The sequence below is a fragment of the Atlantibacter hermannii genome, from assembly GCF_009907385.1.
Taxonomy (GTDB): Bacteria; Pseudomonadota; Gammaproteobacteria; order Enterobacterales; family Enterobacteriaceae; genus Atlantibacter; species Atlantibacter hermannii_A.
Genome location: NZ_JAAATR010000016.1, coordinates 1 through 18062 on the forward strand (window position 1 = coordinate 1; position 18062 = coordinate 18062).

Here is an 18062-nt window from a genome sequence, read left to right on the forward strand (position 1 = left end):
CCCTGATACATATAACCTTTTAATTCCATTTCTTTAATTATACCTTCCATATTTATTTTACCATCATGATAAAACAATAAAGAATAGTCGTTATTCAGTTGCATAAGTCCAGTAAAATTAGTTCCGTTTTTTGCTATAGCAATGGTAGCAGCACCATCCGTACTTAAAAACGCACTAAATTCAAGATGGGATAACTCTGAGATACAAATATCAGAGGTTTCATAACAAATCCCATCTAACTCGACTTTTTTGCTGTGAAATACTCCAGCGATTTATCCTTGTCTTCGCCAAGAGAAAGATCTATAGCTTGAAGAACAAGATCGACCACATGTAAAGGTAAAGCAGAAGCAAAAGCTATTTTGAAAGTGTCAAGAAGACTAAAGGTTTTTAACGTCATCGACGTGCCAACCCAAGCTACTAATTGACGAATATCCATCACACTGTCTTCTGTACCAGAGTCATTTACTGCAATCGCTACTCTTACGAACTTCTCAATGACCTGAAAAGGCAAAGAGCTATATCGTTTAGTAAGCACATTGGTTAAAGCAACTTTGTCGGGCTTCACCATTTCAACTATCAAGAACCGCTTTATAAAAGCTGCATCTTGACGTTGAGAAGAAACGAACCGGCGAGCGCCTCCACTCATGTTTGTGTTTGCAGTACCAATAAATCGCGTGTAGCCATTAGCAGTTATAACCTCACCACCATTAGCACTGAGTGACCAGGGCTTACGTTCAATGGGCATGTGAAGTTTTGCTGCCGTATCAGGATCGATTTTGTCCACTTCATCCAGAAGAATGAGGTGACCATTACGAAATCCCGTTACCAAATCGCTGTGTACAAAACCTGTATTACCACCATTAAGACTGCGCTCACCTTCAAGCTCATCAACTCGAATATTGCTGTTGATCTGCTTAATTGTCAGCGGCCAATTCATCATGTGGCTAATGTACATTACCATTTCAGTCTTGCCAGAACCGGACTCACCTTTAAGACACACACTTAAATCTATATCCGGACTGATAAGCAGTTTAACCACTTGTTCAAGTATTCGGGGATTTGGTATGTAGTCTTTGTTCAGCGGAGCTCGATACGAGGTTTTAGTTTTGAAAACAGGCACAGCCATCTTTGGATCCATTTCTGGAATACCAAAAAGGTCCTTTGCTAGAACTAAAAGATACTCACCTTTATCCACATAATGTTTTAACTTTATAACATCCGGGGAAAGAAGAGCTTCTAATTTTTCATAAGCATCAGAAGATGTTTCATTTAACTTCATAGCGGCATTAGACATTTTTAACTCCGGTAAAATGCAAACACCGCCCTCTGGCAGATGTTTGCCAGTGGCATTTTATTTGAGATTCATTTGGCAAATAGTTGCCATCAGTTTCCTGATTTGAGGCACATTATAACCAAGATGATTTCCCACTATTTCAAAAGCTTCAGACATGATCCATTCAAAATGATTTTCGAATATTGGATTTATTTCTAACTTGCCAAAAGCGTTTCGTTTAGTTAACAGATCACATGAAACAAGCTCGTCAAACAACTCTAATGTGGATTTAAAAGCTTTTATGTAAACATCCATAATTTCCCTGTCAGTCCATTTAACAGCCAGTTTTTTTTCTGACATTAAATAATCCTGATCAAAGAAGATGTCCCAGCCCATATCGTCATTGCAATCATGCAAAATGATTTCATCATCATTCCTGCATTCAGCTAATTTCGTGTTTTCACTAATCGAACGATGCGAATGATAATAGAGCCATGATTTTAATTCCGCTCTAAATTCACATGCATCAAGTCCATGAGATAAACAAGTGTATTCAAATGATTTTGACATATACCACCGTGTTTCAGCTTCTAAAAGTGGATTCACTGTGATATTACCATTGTCATCTTTGAAGAATAACTTTCTCCTCAACACTAGTTCTTTAATGATTTCCAAAGACTCTTCCATAGCGGATAGAAAAACAACATACACATCCTCAGGGGTCCATTCTATTACCAGACCACCCAAATCTGGGTTATATTCTTCAACCGAATATAGATAATCTGTTTCTGCTGCAAAATTAATTGTATGCAAAATCTGATTTTTAAGTAATTTGGATTTTTCATAAAGGTGATTTTCACGCCTTTCAGAATCATAATTTATCTCAGAAATGTTACTTTCATCTGATTTAAAGTTTAATCCGGACGTGTATGCATCATTTAAATGCTCTTTGGGTGAATCAACTATTTGCGTTATTTCATCTTCATCTATATCGAATATAGAAAAAAAACTAAGTTGATTACTACTTATTGCAGTAGCCCTAAATTTTTGTTTCATGGGGACTCCAAAAGGAGAAATCCCATGAAGGGATTTCTCCCCTTTAGGGTGGGTTTAATGTCAGATCTGATTAAAGCTACTTTGTCCAAAACCTTTTAGAGGTTTAGGTATGTGAGCCAACTTACTTGTTGCTACCACTCTCATGTAGTCAAGAGGATGTTCTCTCCCTTCAATCATAATAGTATCGACAACAATATAACCGGAGACCATCAACTCATCACCCTGATTTATACCAGTGAAACAGGTTGAATACATTTCAGGCGACACCTTGATTTGAACTGAAAATTCTCTCTCAGTGATTTCACCATCAACTTCTGTCTTCATCCTATTTTTGAGCTTTATTAACAAACCTATACTCTGGTCAGTCATTTTTTTCTCCACAGCACTGATAACTATCCCGGACACTTTTACTTCATTGATATATTCAAGATATGACATTTTCCGCTCCTCGATTTGTTCAAAGAGAAGCCCCGTTAGGGTTCCCCCTTAACAGGATTAAATAAATTTATTAGTTACATACATGAACGTGCAGACTACCAAACAGGCAATTCCGGCAATATGTAACCAATTTCTTGTTGGTTTAGTTGGTGCAATCGCTAAAGAGTTCTCCAACTTCTCTGTTACAAGACGTCGATTCTCTGCTTTAGCCGCATCATCTAAATATTGAGTTTCACGCTTAGCGAGAGTCTCAATTTTCGATTTTATTGCATGGTCCCATCCTTTAGTTTCAAAAACGCTTAACTCACTAAAGGTGTGCGTCATGAGATCTTCTGGGAAACCCAGTTTTTTCATTAACGGACGAATGGTATCATACATTTTTTCTACATTTTCGTAGTGGGCCTTTACTGCGACATCAAAACGCTTACGTAAAGTTAATTTTTCACGTTTGCAAATGATGTCCGAAACCCAATTTATTAACTGCTCATTTTTGAGTTCACTGGCTTTTTCAAGTGAGTAATCCAGATTATCCACGTCAAGAAATGAATTTAATCCGTATTTTTCAAACTCCTCAACAAGATATTTATCCAGTTCAGTTAAGCTTTTAAAAAGTGGTACATCTGGGGAAGCTTTAAGAAGCTTATAAGCTCCTTCGAAATCAATTTTCTTGACCACGAGCTCCACAACATCCACATGATAATAGCTTGAATAAGCAGAAAGCTTTTCGGCCAACAAAGACACAGGCTTAAGAGACTTAAGTTCAATGATATTTGGGCCGTCCTCATTCAAAATAACAATCAGTTCATTATCACGTTCTGTATATTTCATCAGAACTTCTAAGAGCTGTTTGTTTAGCGCCTTATCCATCTCTGGAATAATTTCACTAAAGGTTTGATGAAGGGCTTTACTGCGAGCTTTATTTTTAGACATTTGGGGTCACCTATATATAGTAAGAAGGAAGAAACAAATTTTTGTTTCAACACGAAGGCAAAGCCTGTCATTCATCTCCCGTAAGCTATGAACCGCCTGATTTATACTATCTGGCATTAGAAGTACGCAACAAAAATAGCCCCAGGAGGAGCTAAATTAGTTACGGTTTGGTAAATTCAGATTGCCTTTTGCAGGCATGGGAAGTGCACCAGCGACAAAGGTGACATTTTGCCGGTGGTGTCTTACAGCTTGTTTAAGCTGGCCGCTTTTCACGGCTAAATCAACGCTTAACGCGAAAGTAACTTTAAGCAAAGTTACTCAAATTTGGGAGCTGATATTTAAGCTCATTGTTTTTATACTATAGCTTTAAGCATAAGTAAATGCCCATATCGAATTATTCTGTATAAAGTGGAGAAATTCGAATATTAGCTGCTTCTTTTATCTTTTCTTCACTGCATTCTCTTAAAAAGAAAGAAGGATCACCATACCACATTACAAAAAGTTGCTTTTCTGCACGCGTAAATCCAACATAAAGCAAACGTCTTTCTTCTTCTATTGCCTCCTCCCCAACTGATCTTTTACTTGGTATCTGATCCGCATTACAACTCATTATTATTACTTTATTCCACTCAAGACCCTTTGAACCATGCAAGGTTGATAGGACTACTTTCTCTGGGCTGTATTCCTCGTCCTTCTTCCTAGGGCCTAATGACATTGCAGCAGCACGATTTATCATATTCATCCAACCAGTCTTTTCTGCCCACTGTTTACAAGTGTCTAAAGCAATTTTTGTTAAGGTTGCTGTACCTTTATCACTCCTCATCTTGATTGACGACGATTCCATCCATTTCGTAAGGTTGGCGAAACGTTTTGCTATCTCAACTTTATCAGAACTTTCCTGGGTAAAGCGCACGAAGTTTGAATGTAATGTTTTTGTTTCGAGAGAACTGTCCTCCGGGATGGCAAGGTCGCCAAAAGTAACTTTTCTTCCTCTCATACTCAATGCCACTTCATCCAAAACTGATTCCTGTTCTCCAAACAATGCCAATACTCTCTTCATTAAGCGAGGATCATTTGATTGTCGGAAAAAGGCCATAAGGCTTAACACATCGCTTGTTTCTTTTTCATCCCAGAATGATTTACCTCCGTAACGAATTACTGGCTGTTCGATCAAACTTTCTAGCTCATCCAAGTGAGCATTATTGCGGCTTAGAATTGCCCATCCATGTGGATCCTGATTTATAAGGCTTAAAATACCCTGTATCTGTTCCTCCATATCTACATATGAACGAAAAGTGACCTTTCCCCCTCCCTTTTTTGCCGAGCGTAACTCTTTGGCATAACGGTAAACATTCTTTCCTATCAGTGCTCCGGCCACCTCTAAAATTTCAGGTTCACACCTAAAGCATGTGTTTAAGTAAAATATGTTAGGTCTGAAGTGTTTTTCAAACTGTTGAAATATTTTGACTCCTCCTGAGGATCTGAAGGAGTAGATGGCCTGATCATCGTCTCCAACTATACTCGTATAGACTCCAGCTCTTGTATGCAATGCTATCCATGAGAATTGTATAGAGTCAGTATCCTGAACTTCGTCTACTATCAAATGTGTCAAATCTAACGTGCGCATTTTTCCCGAATGCATTTGACCGACAACAAATTTTGAAAGAGCATTGAGGTCCGCCACATGGTCTTTCTGGCATAACGCCTGATAGGTATTAAACAAATGGATCTGTTGTCTGTTATGCCGAACTGAAATCACATCCGTATCCATTTCTCTGCCGATAGCATCAATAACGAATTCAGCTTCAGCAAACTTCATCGTTACACCGGATTCTTTCAAAGCCCGGTGAATGACAGATCTCTGTGCTGGCCCTATCAACATCTTTCCCGGCCAGCGAATCATGTCCAGTTGCTTCTTAACGAGTCCGTGAAAAGTATCCACCAGCACCCGGTCAAGATCCTTCTTGCTCAATCGCTTTTGTAACTTTGCTGCAAGTGCGTTTGTTGCAGCGCGAGTAAAGGTCACCATCCCGATTCTTGCATATGGATACTTTTTGAGAATCGATATAACCGCTTCTATCATGGTGAACGATTTGCCTGATCCAGGCGCTGCTATCACCATATTGTTTGCGCTAGCATTCTCGATAACAGGTCTTTGCTCTTCTGTTGGCTTACCCATTTCAACCTCATTACTTCGTTTTAATAATTATACATTTTTATAAAAGCGCTTTTCTTGTGTACTGCTGGTTCTACTGGAAATCACTTTTTTTCCTTTTTTATGCAATCAGGTTGTTTGTGAAACGCGTGACTATGGAATAATGGTTCCATCTCCAAAAGACATTACAAAAAGGGCTTTAAATGAAACTTTTACGTTTAGTATCTCTGGTCTCTTCTGTCGTCATTGGTTTTTCCCTATCGGGTTGTGCCGGTGACACCGGCACTACGCCAGGCACCGCTCTGAATGCGTACAGTCACGGCCAGTACTGGCATGCTAATGCAAATGATTCTGTCGCCAAGAATGCCTATTCGTTTGCTGGTTTCGACGTTAATTTTAAGGAGCAAGAGGTTACTCCTGGAGGGGATGCCGACAACTTTCTTTCTAAGTATCTCATCAATAGTTCGATGGGCTACGTAACAGGCGGTCTAAAAGGTTTTGGGATCATGAGCCTCAGCTCTTTGTACAGTTCTTCTGACGCCGAATACATCCAGGTCAATCAATACCTAGTGTTCGTCCCCAATCCAAAAAAATTGCCTTACAATGATGAAAGTTTGGTACGTGAGGGAGCTAAGTATGTTTTTGAGCATACAAAAGCAACTCAGGCCTCATTTGGATACAACCCTGAAAAACAGAAAGCAGCTCTGGCCACATGTAAAATTGATATGGCAGTCGTCAATAAATGGAGTACCTGTGATCTGCCCTCTAAGCCTGATGCTGATGTTTTCCCTACAGATTCAATGTACAGCTTTCAGGCGATTCGCCCCGCAACAGGAACCGAAATTCCTGAGCTAAACCTTCCCGCTGGTGATTACGCTGTAATTCGTTATGTGTTCATCCCATTTAAAGGAAACGAAACAAGCGCTGATTTTTCGGGTATCATTTTCCGTTCTGATAGCCCAAATACAACAACTCCAGGGGGTGTTGCAGCCTCCATCAACGGAAAAGATTATTACCTCTTTACCGGTGAATACGGTAAAAAAGGCTTCCCAGAAAAAACATTGAAAGCCAAGTAATTAAAAAAGGGGCCTAACGGCCCCTTCTTCAATATTTCGGCAACTGCTTGCCCGTAACCGGATCCAGCGTAGTTGAACCTACCTCACATATGGCCGGTCGAGGTAAATAGCTACAATCTACATTTTCCTCTTTTATAGCCTGAGCATTTTCTTGTCTGGCCTTTATCATATTTTCTTCACCGCCCATTGCTTCCTTGGTACGTTCTGATGGAAGTTGATAGTTCTCATTCTGGAATGGTAAGTTTTCCACAATTGATTCTTCGGAGAATTTTGAATATTGATCAGGAACTTCTCCTACCTGAACTGCATCATTAATCCACTCCGTCAGATCAATTTTATCGAAATCCAGTTGCTGTATTTGCTTTATTGATAGCCCCACGCAATTAGAGGCGACAGGGTCTATTCCTAATTGCGGATAAGCTTGTTGCATAATAACGCGTGACAACATGGAATTATAACAGCACATGTCTGTTGCTTTTTTAACGCATTTCTTTGTGAAACCAACATTCAGATATTTGACGCATCGTTCCGTATCTAATGTAAAACAGGATTTTTGATTCTTATGAATAGAAGCTTCCATCTCTTTCTGGTCGCATGCTACCAACATTTCTAAAAGCATTTTAGTGACCTGATAGGCTGTATAAATCCAACCGATCACGTTTAATGCAAGCATAAAGTTTTGAACCGCAGCCGAGAAGACAACCTCTCCTCCGGTAGTAGCAACGTTCTTAAAGACAAAGTCACGAACTGTATCTGGTAGCAATTCGTAGGCTTTCTTCATTGCCATCTGCTTAAGCTGACCTATACCGAAGCTGGACATTGTTTCCTGTGCCAACTGGCCAGCACCTCCTGCCCCTCCAGAAGTTGCGGAAGACCCAACTGCCCTGCTTAGATTACCAGCGACGTTTTCATATACGCTCGTTAAGGAGCTCGTGACGTTGTTCCACATTTGCCCTACTGTTTTACCAGCTGATGCAGTCCACTCTCCGACCGCATTAGACATAGAAGCCCATGTACCTGTATCACCGCCGGTCCATTTTATTAGCTGAGCATTAACTCTGGTCCAGTTTGTGTTTCTGATCATAGATCCGGCAAGCATGATACCTTCAAGTGCTCCTGCGGTTCCCTGTGGTGCTTCGCAGCAGTCCGTCTTTGCCAGGCCATTTACAAAGCCTACTGAACGACCACACCATTCAGGTTTTCCTTCAAAGACGGAACATGAATTGGCATCGTTAGGGTCTTCGCATTTGGCTTCGCCCTGCATGTACTGAACCATGTTTGAATAAGCCGCAACTTTTCCAAAATCGTTGTTCTCTTCCTTTGGCCCAGTTTCGCATGTTCCACCTGAACATGGGATCATGCCAACACAGGCATTTGTAGAAGATTCAACCTCCCGAACTACATCCTTCCCTCTGTCACAGGTGTATTTCTGTTCATACATGTAGCAACTGTTAGTGCCCTCATCGAACCAACCCTCTGCACATGTTTGTTTATCGAGTACACATGCTGCATCATTTTTATAAGCACTACATGCATCAGGCATACTCTTTATTTCTTCATAGTTGTAACAGAGGTCCTTTCCATTAGCGTCTTTCATAATTTTTCCACTAGCGTCATAAGAGCAAATTTTGTCTTTGGCCAATGGATCACAAAAGTAGCCTTCAAGGTTTGTCTTCCAGGTAAGAAATCCTTTATCACCTTCATACAGAGGCTTTGCCAATGAAAGCACGCTTTCCGGAAGCCGTTTTGTGCCAACATCCATATCTTTAAACCGATCGAAACGGCAGAATGTATTCGGAGCTTGTACAGCATCGTAACAACCAGCTGGTTCCTGGACGTGCTTATCTTCGAGCTTCATATTTTCAAAAGTCAGCTCAACCTCAAAATACCCTTCACCCTTCCCACCAACCCATACTCTGGATGCCATTGTCACTTCTCGATCAGGCTCCTCATACACCGATTTTCTGACCTTATCAGTCACATCGTAAACCTTGTCGAGTTTCCACGATTTTTTTAACTCCCAAGATCCCTTAGGAGCCGGATAGTCACTTTCTCGATATGCACCATCTATGTGAGCAAAAATCTGCGTGCCATCAAGTGTTACCCGCATGTGGTCATCCCACTCCGCGTTAACAATCTTTGCTGAGGCCAATTTTGCATCCGGATGGAATTTTAATGTCAGTTCGTTATCATATACCCCGTCACTCCAGTAGTTGTCATCACGGCGACCAAACCATATACGCACACAATTATCGCCGCACATCGACATGTCTCCGTTTCCGCCTGAAATGTAAACAGGGACTGAAAAATCACGGGTTATCGTGCAGCTGCTGAAGTTATCTTGCTTAGGCGAGTTACAGTAGAACTCTTTGTAATCAGGATAGTGTGTGGTTACTGTTTTTTTAGAGGTCTCAACATTACAGTTCTGAAGCCAGTTTCCAGTACCAGCAACAGCATTTGTTATCTCATTTCTCCCCGCAGTAAACATGGGATCGTTAGGCTTTATAGATGATGCCGGGTTGTCCTTGTTAGCATTTACGAGGGTGCGGTAGGCAACGCCATCATAACTTTGAGCATCAAATAACTGGCTTTTCCGATTCTTTATATCGTTTACAAAGCCATCCTCATCCCCATAACGATCTGCGGCATTGAACTTAATATCGCTGTGCTTTTGCTCTGAGCTGAAAATCTCTCCGGTATTTGTTTTGGTTCCAGGAGTAGTATTGGGATTACTGCTTATACCAATGTTGCCATTAGCATCCCGAGAGAGCAGCTTTGCCCCTTCCTTGGTATAGTTTGAATTGATTGTCCCTCCAGACATACTCGGCAGTTGTACGGCGCTACCAATGGACTTTCCATCGGATGCGGCATTTTTCATGACACTTTCATTTGAGTTCCCTGCCCCATACTTTCCGAGATTAAGATTAGCGGATTCGGCTTTACCCACGTATTTCTCGGTGATCTTCCCACTGACATTCTCGCCTGAATCCGCATTCTTGTACTTCTCAACAATGTCCTGAGCACTGGTTGTCGCATTGCGATTTGCGTTAGGATTAGCAAGATTAAAGTTACTTTCGAGCTGGTCAAATATAGCGTCTGCCGCATAAATACGAGGAGTCATTACCATATTTATGAGAGAGATATAAAAAGCCCAACTCATAGTATTGGCAATCATTGATGCAATAATAGTTGAAGCTATCGTTTTTCTAAGTTTCATTATTTTTACCCTTAGAAATCAAGCGCCTGGTATATATCTGACGCAACAGTCATTGTAACGCCACAACATATAGACATAATTATCATTGCCTATTTTTTTGCGCCCACCTTTAAGGGTTGACCAGTCATGTACCGAATCACCAAGACGATGACAGCAATCCGGCCCTTTCGCCTCAGGAGTTGGGAAAAGCATTGAAAGCCGATACTGGGAACGAGGTGTAAAGTATTCCCACGTTTTCTCACACATTGCGTCTGCTCCCATCGTTCGCATCAGCATTCCCTGGCGATGTAGTTTAGTCAGAAGACGCTGGGTTATCAGTGAACTCGTCCTTACAGCGTCATCATTTGCGTAAATGTGGCCGGTTAATGGATAAAGGTTGCCATCGCATCCGGCACAAAAGTATGCAGCGAGATTATCCTTTCCTGCTGTTACTGCTACACAGTCAGCAGCGCACACCATTGAGGCAATTGGGTTTGCAAAAACTACTGCCTCTGGATTCAGGACGAGTGTAAGCAGATCACTTTCCCACATAGGGTCCACTTCGCTTATATAGGTCAGGCTGGCATCTATATAGGGTTCAGCAGTGCACTCGCCAATAATCAGTAATTTGAGCATTGTCATGATTGGGAACTCCCAAAGATGAACATCGTAAAATCCGGCTTCAGTTGCTGTCATTGGCTGATTTGTGTTGCTTTTACCAATATCAAACTGCGATTTTTGAAGCATCGTGCCTTCAAGAAAGGGGCTGCACCAGGGGCTCTTTACAACTTCAACAATCTTCACCGGCTGAAAGAAGCTCAATTGCCAACCTATTTCCGGTACGCCGTTCTGATCTGTGCAGTAGCAACCCGGACGTGAAGGAGCAGCGCCTTCTGGAGCTGCCCCTATGCCCATTATCCTCATGGGAAAAATGCAGCTCCAACAGATATTCTTAATCAAGCCCTGCCACACTCCAGCTGACTGACACATAGCCCCAGGGACTCCAGCATCTGCTGCCATAGCCATACCCGGTATAGAAAGCGAAAGCATAACTGCTACAATGAACTCTAAAAGTAACTTTTTGAATTTTTTCACCATCATGCTCACTTGGATGTAATAAATGTTGCAACACTTTCGATATAGTCGACGGCTTTGGTAAAATAACTTCTCATCTGGTCCGGATAATTTAGCGTCAGCCATGTTGCAAAGAGAGCGCCTATAATAAATCCGAGTTTCATCTTATTTTTCCTCTGAAAGATTTGGGGCTCCGATACCACGGACTTCTGCCTCGCTAAACAGGGTGATCCGGAATTTATCTTGGTCAGTAGTTATAAGCGCAGGTGTGTTTTTAATCTGAAAGCGTGAGATGATCTGTTCGTTAACTTTAAACACCTTACCGTTAAATTTTTCACGTAAATCATTTAGGTGATCCCATCCATTATCTTTTTGGATACGGGTAAACATTGGCATTACTTTTCCACTACCCAGACGTTGTCGATACTGCTGCTCAGCCCATACCAGCTGGCCCGGATTGAGTGGATCGAAAATTATCATCGTCAGGTTTTGAGGAAATCTCGAAAGTGGATTAATCAACTCACCGGCGGAAGCTATTACACGGCCCTGCTTATCTTTTACGTCCTGAGTGACCCTCACTGTAGGGTCAATTAAAAATTCTTTGTGTTCCTGGGCAGGAGGGAGGTCGACCATCCATTGATTTTTCCATGTGTCAGAAACGGCCCTTTTTTTTGCACCTTCCCAGTCATATTTTTGTGCACGTTCTTCCAGTTCTTTAATGATGCTCTTTTCTTCAACGGGATAAGTGGTACCAGCAACCGGGAAAATATCCTGATCGGGTTTTTTAGCAAGTTCTCGCTGAAAAAACTCAACGTTGAAGGAGCCTACCATTTTTGCAAAACGAGCTTGCTCCCTAGAAATAATTGTCGGTACTTGAGTTACTTGATACTGACTGAAGCTATCAGGATCAATTGTAATCAAAGGAGATTCAAATTTTCCTTTGACAATCATTTGGTTTATTGCTGCCTGTGTCTCTGGTAGCCGAGTAGTTCCTTTCTTTAGACCATTGAAAACTACACGAGCTTTATGCTCTGAGGCCGTACGTAGAAGGTCTTCCAGTACATAATCCGGCAAGCTAAATGAAGCAAAGATCGTTATTCCATTTTCAGTTGATAGTGCTTCTTCACGTGTGCTATCCATTTTTCTTTCGAAGTCAGCAGCTGTGATGCCCGAGGAACCAAACAATTTTTCGATATTTTTAGATTGTCCTCGCATGACTTCCGGCTTATTTTCCACAGCTTTCAGAGCCGCTTCATTAAGGCTGGCGTTTTCTTGAATTTCATCACGTCTTCTAATTATATCGTTGACAGCTTCAGAGTTATTACTTTGGGCCCTGATAGCCTGGGTATGGTCTATAACTGCTTGAACACTATCCGCATTCATACCGGGGACGTAACCACGGTTTATTTGCTTGCTCAGGTCCTGGTTTTTTTGGAGTGCTTCAGCTTGCGCTATGTACTTCTGCACATCTGGTGATTTTAGCGTAGCATCAAGGCTAAGAGCCCCATCTGGCTGCTGTGCACCTTTAGCCTGTGCCCCAAGCCCTTTTGCTTGCTGAGCGATTAGGTCAGCATCATGTTGATACTCAGTGCTTGCATTTGTATTACTTAAAACTGCACATAACGCAAGTCCAGGAAGTATTGGTAAATATTTTTTATTTACATTAAAAGATCGCATATGTTTTCCCAATTACTGAATTCAGCTTTACTGTTCCCCAAAAACGGGAATCCCATGAGTGATCGGTTTGCCCAATTAGGAAAACTTCGCCTTCAGGAATTATCAATTCTTTTTCAATCAAAATGGACGGAATATTGTATTTCTTCGAAATACGACGTGCATTAGCTTCAAAAAATTTGTCCCCGTTATAAACCCCATCCATTGTTACTTTAAGTTTGTCACCGCCCACACCGGCAACAATTTTTATGACTCGTTCATTTTCTGGGATAAAACGTACCGATTTCGGCATGTTAAATGCTATGAGTTCACCAGTTTTAATACTTTTATCCGAATGATCAATCATATAAAAATCAGCAGGCAGGCACCCATTCAATAAACCGTATCCAAATGTATAACGGGTGAAAAAGACACACATAACGAGAATCAGCAATAAAATATTAAGGGGGACATACCAATCCAGTATAAGCAGCCCTCTCTTTTTAGGTATGTAGTCGCTCATATTTTTCTCACTGGCACTGAAGAATATTTTTACTAGGCAGATGCACCTCTATCCAAGTAACTATTATCCATGTTTTTCAACGCTCGGAAGTCTGCAAACTAACCTAATATTCACCTATAAGAATGTTAATTCCTCAGCATGTATACGCAGCTTTGTTAGCGGCCATGAAAGATGCCTTTGGAGCAAAGTTACTTTCCGACATTAATTTTTCAAAGGTCCAATTATTGGGTATAAAAAAGCCGGGACATAATGTCCCGGCTTTATATTTAAAAATTAACTACTCACTGCTTGGTATTGATACAGTGTTTTCAGACTTACTTGCCTCTTCAGCCGGTCCGAAAACTGTCACGTGCTGTGTTGCAAAGTCTCCACTATCATCATAAGCAATTACTTTTATGTCCTGCTTACCACGGTTAAGGTTTTTAGAAAGTGTAGCCGTACTACCGAAAACGTTCCTTAATTCGCCGTTGATGAACCATTCATATCTAACCATTTTTCCATCAGTATCATCACATTTATTGGTAAAGCTCCAGCTTAGGTTGGTTTCCGTGTAGCTCAATGTACAATTAGGCACTGCGTTTTTAACGACATCAAACTCAACAGATGCTGAACCTCTCTGTCCAAGTTTACTAACAACATCAATTGTAATCTCGTATTTCTTTTCTTTTAAACCCGAGATCAGTTGAGCCCAATAATTTTTGCCGCTGGGTATTACTTCACCGTTCACCTTGTATGTGACCGTATCTATCGAGTCCGCCGAATGAGATAGCTTGATGTTTGACCTTAAGGTTACATCGAGTGGAGCTCTCATATATTTGTTAGAGAACTTGGGTGTCATCTCAACGTTCATTGGCGTTTGTTCATCGACAACAAAGGTATTTTCGATACGCTGTTCATTGTTTCGGTTATCTTTGAAAACAACCATCAATGTATATTTGCCAGGATTTTCAATTGTAAATTCTTTGGTGTCACCTTCATCTTTAGTGATTACCAGATTCTCTTTGTCGTAGATCCATTCACGGGAATAAGTAACACCAGGATAGTCTCCATCCTTAATACCGCTCAACGCAACGCGTAGGGTGGTCGGTGCCATGTCGTATTTAAGTTTGGAGCTTATTTTCATCTCGGGAAATTTATAAACCCACGATTTGACAGAAACTCTACGGGTAGAAACCGTATTCTCCTTATTGTCCGCTAACCATGCACTGTATTCAAAAGCAGCATATCCCTGTTTATCCAACATTTGCTCAGTAAGGGTAACAGACAGTGAAGAGCCCTTAAATGTCTGGCCATCCGGTGTTTTCCATTCTTCAACTACGTTATTACCATTCTGGTACTTACTGTTAGGGTTCGTGAACTTACCTTCCAAAGTAACTTTTTGACCAACCTCTACCTTTGAAACCCCCGTTACCGAGACAGAAAGGCGCTTGGGTTTTGCGGCTGCCAACCGAGCAGACGTTTCCTTCCATGAAGACTCCTCTGCCAGTTCATCGGAATCAAGGTAACGCATCCGGGCATAAATCGTAGACGGTAGGGTATCAGCTGAAGCCACAGTGTAAGTTGTATCTCCCTGCACCCAGTTGACTTTATCCTCTGACCAGAGAACCTCAGCGGTGCCTGCTGGTATAGGTTCATCGTTATCAAGCAGGGTTACAGGTATATCTGAGCCCTGAAGAATGTCTGTAACATCTATACTGAGCTTAGGCTGCTTGTAGGTAACTACCGTTAAGGCATCTGTGTAGGAAATCTTGGATGTGAATTTATTAGTCATTTTTGCCCTATAAAGCCACTTTCCTACTTCTGTCTTTTTGATACTTACACTTCTCTTTCCGGTCATGTCGGAAAGCATGGTCCAGGTTTGACCATTATCAGAGGACTGCTGCCATTCGGTGGGGGCGAGTGCATCAGAGTTAGCCGTACTGGCAGATTTGAAGCTTACCAGAGTACTAAGTGGGATCCTTCCGATAATAAGGCTTTTCGACAGGTTACCCTCCAGTTCCTCACCTTTATAGATTCGAATGCCTACAGCACTGGTCTCACGTTTCATTTCAAAATCAGAGAATGGCGATCTGACCTTAGCCACACCAACCAGACGCATATTACCCAGATCCATATTTTCAATTTTAATCTTGGTTTCGACAATGCCCGCATCATTGACCGGCAATGCTTCAGTCAGCGCAGTTCTTTCGTATGTAGTTTTATAACGGCCTGTTTCTGGATCTTTGCCGTATACACTTTTTTGAGAGTATATCGTGACGTCCCATTCTCCCATTGTTTTACGGTCAAATGCACTTTTACGTGTGGAGTTGTTATAACGCCCCACTGTTACCTTTAAGGGCACTTCAAGAGATGTGGCTGTTTTTTTGTCATCCACTTCCATCGATGCTCGAATATTGAAATCAGGCACCGTATATACGTTGAGGGTGTCTGTAGTTCTTAATTCTGGATCCTTTGAGTATTCTACAGCTATGTCAAAGACGTTCTTTGTCCACAATGGTGCAGCAGCAACCTTGACCCTTTGTACAAAGGTCGTTGCATCGTTGTTTGAGGAACGATTTTTAAATGACGTTTTGACAGCCTCAGAGCCGTTTTGAGAGACGATCATCGTAACGTCAGCTGGTACCACCTTCGCTAATATTCGAGCGGCCTCCCCCCGGTCGTATAAGCCAGAGCAGTGTTCGGATTGATGCCTGCTATGACTTTATTCTTTTTGTAAGAGATGATCGGGTTGTATGGTAATTGTGTGGTCAGAGTACGGCGATTCCTTGCGGAAACCGCTTTAGAGCCCTTCCCGTTAATCATATAGACTTGATAGTCGAGCAGATTCTCACCTGTTTTATTAAAGAATCCAGTTAGACCCGGGGTACGTCCTTTAAAATAGAACTCCAACCCATCAGGGACATTGTTCCACTGAGGGTAGCATGCTGTAACATCTGATTTTTCCCCATACCAGGCGAGGTAAGCATTCGCATTTTCCTCTGTGGTAAACAGAGTGCATTTATCACCAGCTGTTTGACTAAGCAGGTCCGTATACTGACGTACGCGCGAGTAAAGAGTTACGTTTTTTTCCAGATTCTTAAGAGTGAATCCAGTAGGTTGATAAGTGAACACGGTACTGAAATTTACGTTTTTTCCATAAAGGTTTTCAGCCACCACAGTAATCTCGTGATCCGAATTAACTGCTAAATCGTCTCCAACCGGCAGGTAGTAAATACCTTTATAATTTGTAGGTGTTAACGAAACTACTTTGTTGTCTATTGTTACTGATTTTATGTCAGCAACCCCAGCCTGCCCCTGGAAAGCTGCAACGATAATCTCGTTCAGGAAGTATACGGGTGCTCGTTTAGTTAATACCTGCCCATCTTTGAGAACCATAAGCGTTGGGTTATCAGACAGCATCAGTTTGCTTTCAGGCTCAGTGTACGTAGAAGAGTTTTTGCTCGTATTTTCTACTGTAAAAGTCGCTGCGTAGGACCCGTTTATAAGATCCGTTAAGTCAAAGATATAGAGGTACTCATCACCGACTTTTTGAGGTCCACTTACCGGCTGTAAAGTTCTACGTAAAGGGGTTGCCCAGGACTGTTTGAAATCAATCTCAGTGCCATCATCTAAAGTCACTTTAGTCGTCGGCTTAAACACGCCATCCGGAGTCATAGTGAGCGACATAGCTGTTGGGAGCCACCATTCACCTTCTGTTTCTTGCTGGGGTACCTTAACGGCCACAGCAACGGTTTTGGCTCCGGTATAGATGTCCTGGCCACCTACTTTGATTGTTTTAGCCTCATCGGTAAAATTCCAAAGTGTATGGTCTACTACAGGAGGCCGATAATCCCAGTTAACAACAAGCTTTTTGGATTCAGGAGGTGCGAAATAATTATTCTTAGAGTTTGCTGTAATTGTGATATCACGTGAACCCAAAAGTTCATCTGTATCACTGGCCTTAATGCTTCCAACTTCAATGGTACAGGAAGTTCCGCCAATAGGTACTTCACAGGCGGAGCCTGAACCTATTGAGATGTATTGAATATAATTGCGGGGTTCAACAGAAACAGCGATATCTTTGATCGCTTCATCCTTTAAATACGATTTGAAAGAAAAGCCGTCATAGACTAATCCGTTCAGGGATGATTTAAGACCGGTGATAGTTGGTTTTACCGGTGCCACACTTTTGATTGAATATTCACCTTTTACTATTTCAACTTTTTTCCGTTCAGAACCAGAGAAGTAAGAAATCTTGTAAGGTAGTTTTAAATCACCGGTGGTGTTGGGAACGCCTGAAAGAGTGAAGCCGTTAGAAGTTAATCCCAAGGTATTGGGTAACCACTCAAAAAAACAAACGAGGTTATCAACAGAGGAAGTCGCTCGATCATCAACCGTTACATTACAGGCTGTGCCTGCACCTGAGGCAGTGATAGTGTTAGAATTAACGTATGCAACAAAGTCGCCCGGCCCCGGGTCAAAGGATACGGCTGGCAAATCAGCCTGTAGCTTTCCTGAAATCATAATCGCTTCAGCATAGACCGCTTTAATCGGAGCAATTAAAGAAAACAACAGGGCTAAACCTAAACCTGATTTTCTCATGACGAATACCTGTTTTTCTGAGCAAAATTAAACTCACTTTACGATGAAAAACAGAAATATCCGTTCGTATAACATTTAAAAAAACCTGTATTTTTCCGTATATTCCG

Annotated in this window: 10 protein-coding genes and 1 pseudogene; 1 reads left to right on the top strand and 10 read right to left on the bottom strand. The window is 41.6% G+C overall.

All coding sequences use genetic code 11. The features are described from left to right. Window positions 1–235 precede the first annotated feature (235 nt). The 5 genes from GV764_RS04520 to trhI all read right to left on the bottom strand — a co-directional run bounded on the left by GV764_RS04520 (window position 236) and on the right by trhI (window position 5876). Window positions 236–1294 (bottom strand): ATP-binding protein, encoded by a 1059-nt coding sequence (locus GV764_RS04520; RefSeq protein ID WP_031942298.1) that lies wholly within the window; start codon window positions 1292–1294, stop codon window positions 236–238. A gap of 57 nt (window positions 1295–1351) precedes the next feature. Next, complete coding sequence (locus GV764_RS04525; protein ID WP_000810361.1) at window positions 1352–2329, bottom strand: hypothetical protein; 978 nt, start codon at window positions 2327–2329, stop codon at window positions 1352–1354. A 60-nt stretch (window positions 2330–2389) separates the two neighbouring features. Then, the gene (locus GV764_RS04530; RefSeq protein WP_000120822.1) at window positions 2390–2767 is read right to left on the bottom strand and encodes a hypothetical protein; all 378 of its coding nucleotides are present in this window, start codon (window positions 2765–2767) and stop codon (window positions 2390–2392) included. 57 nt (window positions 2768–2824) lie between these two features. After that, window positions 2825–3697 carry a hypothetical protein gene (locus tag GV764_RS04535; RefSeq protein ID WP_000041927.1) on the bottom strand — a complete coding sequence of 291 codons (873 nt, stop codon included), beginning with the start codon at window positions 3695–3697 and terminating at the stop codon, window positions 2825–2827. Window positions 3698–4091: 394 nt separating this feature from the next. Next, complete coding sequence (gene trhI / locus GV764_RS04540) at window positions 4092–5876, bottom strand: IncHI-type conjugal transfer helicase TrhI (protein WP_161659123.1); 1785 nt, start codon at window positions 5874–5876, stop codon at window positions 4092–4094. A 179-nt stretch (window positions 5877–6055) separates the two neighbouring features. On the opposite strand from trhI, the gene GV764_RS04545 reads away from it, so the two are divergent. Further along, window positions 6056–6928, top strand: coding sequence for a hypothetical protein (locus GV764_RS04545; RefSeq protein WP_000771834.1), 873 nt, complete (start codon window positions 6056–6058; stop codon window positions 6926–6928). Window positions 6929–6956: 28 nt separating this feature from the next. On the opposite strand, the gene trhN is transcribed toward GV764_RS04545, so the two are convergent. From trhN to rsp, 5 genes and pseudogenes are all read right to left on the bottom strand, one after another. Next, window positions 6957–10145, bottom strand: a complete 3189-nt coding sequence (trhN, locus tag GV764_RS04550; RefSeq protein WP_000776701.1) for an IncHI-type conjugal transfer protein TrhN — start codon at window positions 10143–10145, stop codon at window positions 6957–6959. An 18-nt stretch (window positions 10146–10163) separates the two neighbouring features. After that, entirely contained in the window at window positions 10164–11219 is a 1056-nt protein-coding gene (gene trhU / locus GV764_RS04555) for an IncHI-type conjugal transfer protein TrhU (protein WP_181231580.1), read from the bottom strand. Window positions 11220–11363: 144 nt separating this feature from the next. After that, the gene (locus GV764_RS04560; RefSeq protein ID WP_001256132.1) at window positions 11364–12875 is read right to left on the bottom strand and encodes a TrbC family F-type conjugative pilus assembly protein; all 1512 of its coding nucleotides are present in this window, start codon (window positions 12873–12875) and stop codon (window positions 11364–11366) included. Then, the gene (gene trhF, locus GV764_RS04565) at window positions 12862–13374 is read right to left on the bottom strand and encodes an IncHI-type conjugal transfer protein TrhF (RefSeq protein WP_001286760.1); all 513 of its coding nucleotides are present in this window, start codon (window positions 13372–13374) and stop codon (window positions 12862–12864) included. The genes GV764_RS04560 and trhF overlap by 14 nt, the downstream gene beginning before the upstream one ends. Window positions 13375–13651: 277 nt before the next feature. Next, window positions 13652–17955, bottom strand: a pseudogene (gene rsp / locus GV764_RS04570) (IncHI-type conjugal transfer protein RSP). Between the last annotated feature and the right edge of the window lie 107 nt (window positions 17956–18062).

Coding starts and splice junctions, on each gene's coding strand:
- trhN (WP_000776701.1), bottom strand. CDS start 10,145: ATGAAACTTAGAAAAACGATAGCTTCAACTATTATTGCATCAATGATT.
- trhI (WP_161659123.1), bottom strand. CDS start 5,876: ATGGGTAAGCCAACAGAAGAGCAAAGACCTGTTATCGAGAATGCTAGC.
- GV764_RS04545 (WP_000771834.1), top strand. CDS start 6,056: ATGAAACTTTTACGTTTAGTATCTCTGGTCTCTTCTGTCGTCATTGGT.
- GV764_RS04560 (WP_001256132.1), bottom strand. CDS start 12,875: ATGCGATCTTTTAATGTAAATAAAAAATATTTACCAATACTTCCTGGA.
- GV764_RS04535 (WP_000041927.1), bottom strand. CDS start 3,697: ATGTCTAAAAATAAAGCTCGCAGTAAAGCCCTTCATCAAACCTTTAGT.
- GV764_RS04530 (WP_000120822.1), bottom strand. CDS start 2,767: ATGTCATATCTTGAATATATCAATGAAGTAAAAGTGTCCGGGATAGTT.
- trhF (WP_001286760.1), bottom strand. CDS start 13,374: ATGAGCGACTACATACCTAAAAAGAGAGGGCTGCTTATACTGGATTGG.
- GV764_RS04525 (WP_000810361.1), bottom strand. CDS start 2,329: ATGAAACAAAAATTTAGGGCTACTGCAATAAGTAGTAATCAACTTAGT.
- GV764_RS04520 (WP_031942298.1), bottom strand. CDS start 1,294: ATGTCTAATGCCGCTATGAAGTTAAATGAAACATCTTCTGATGCTTAT.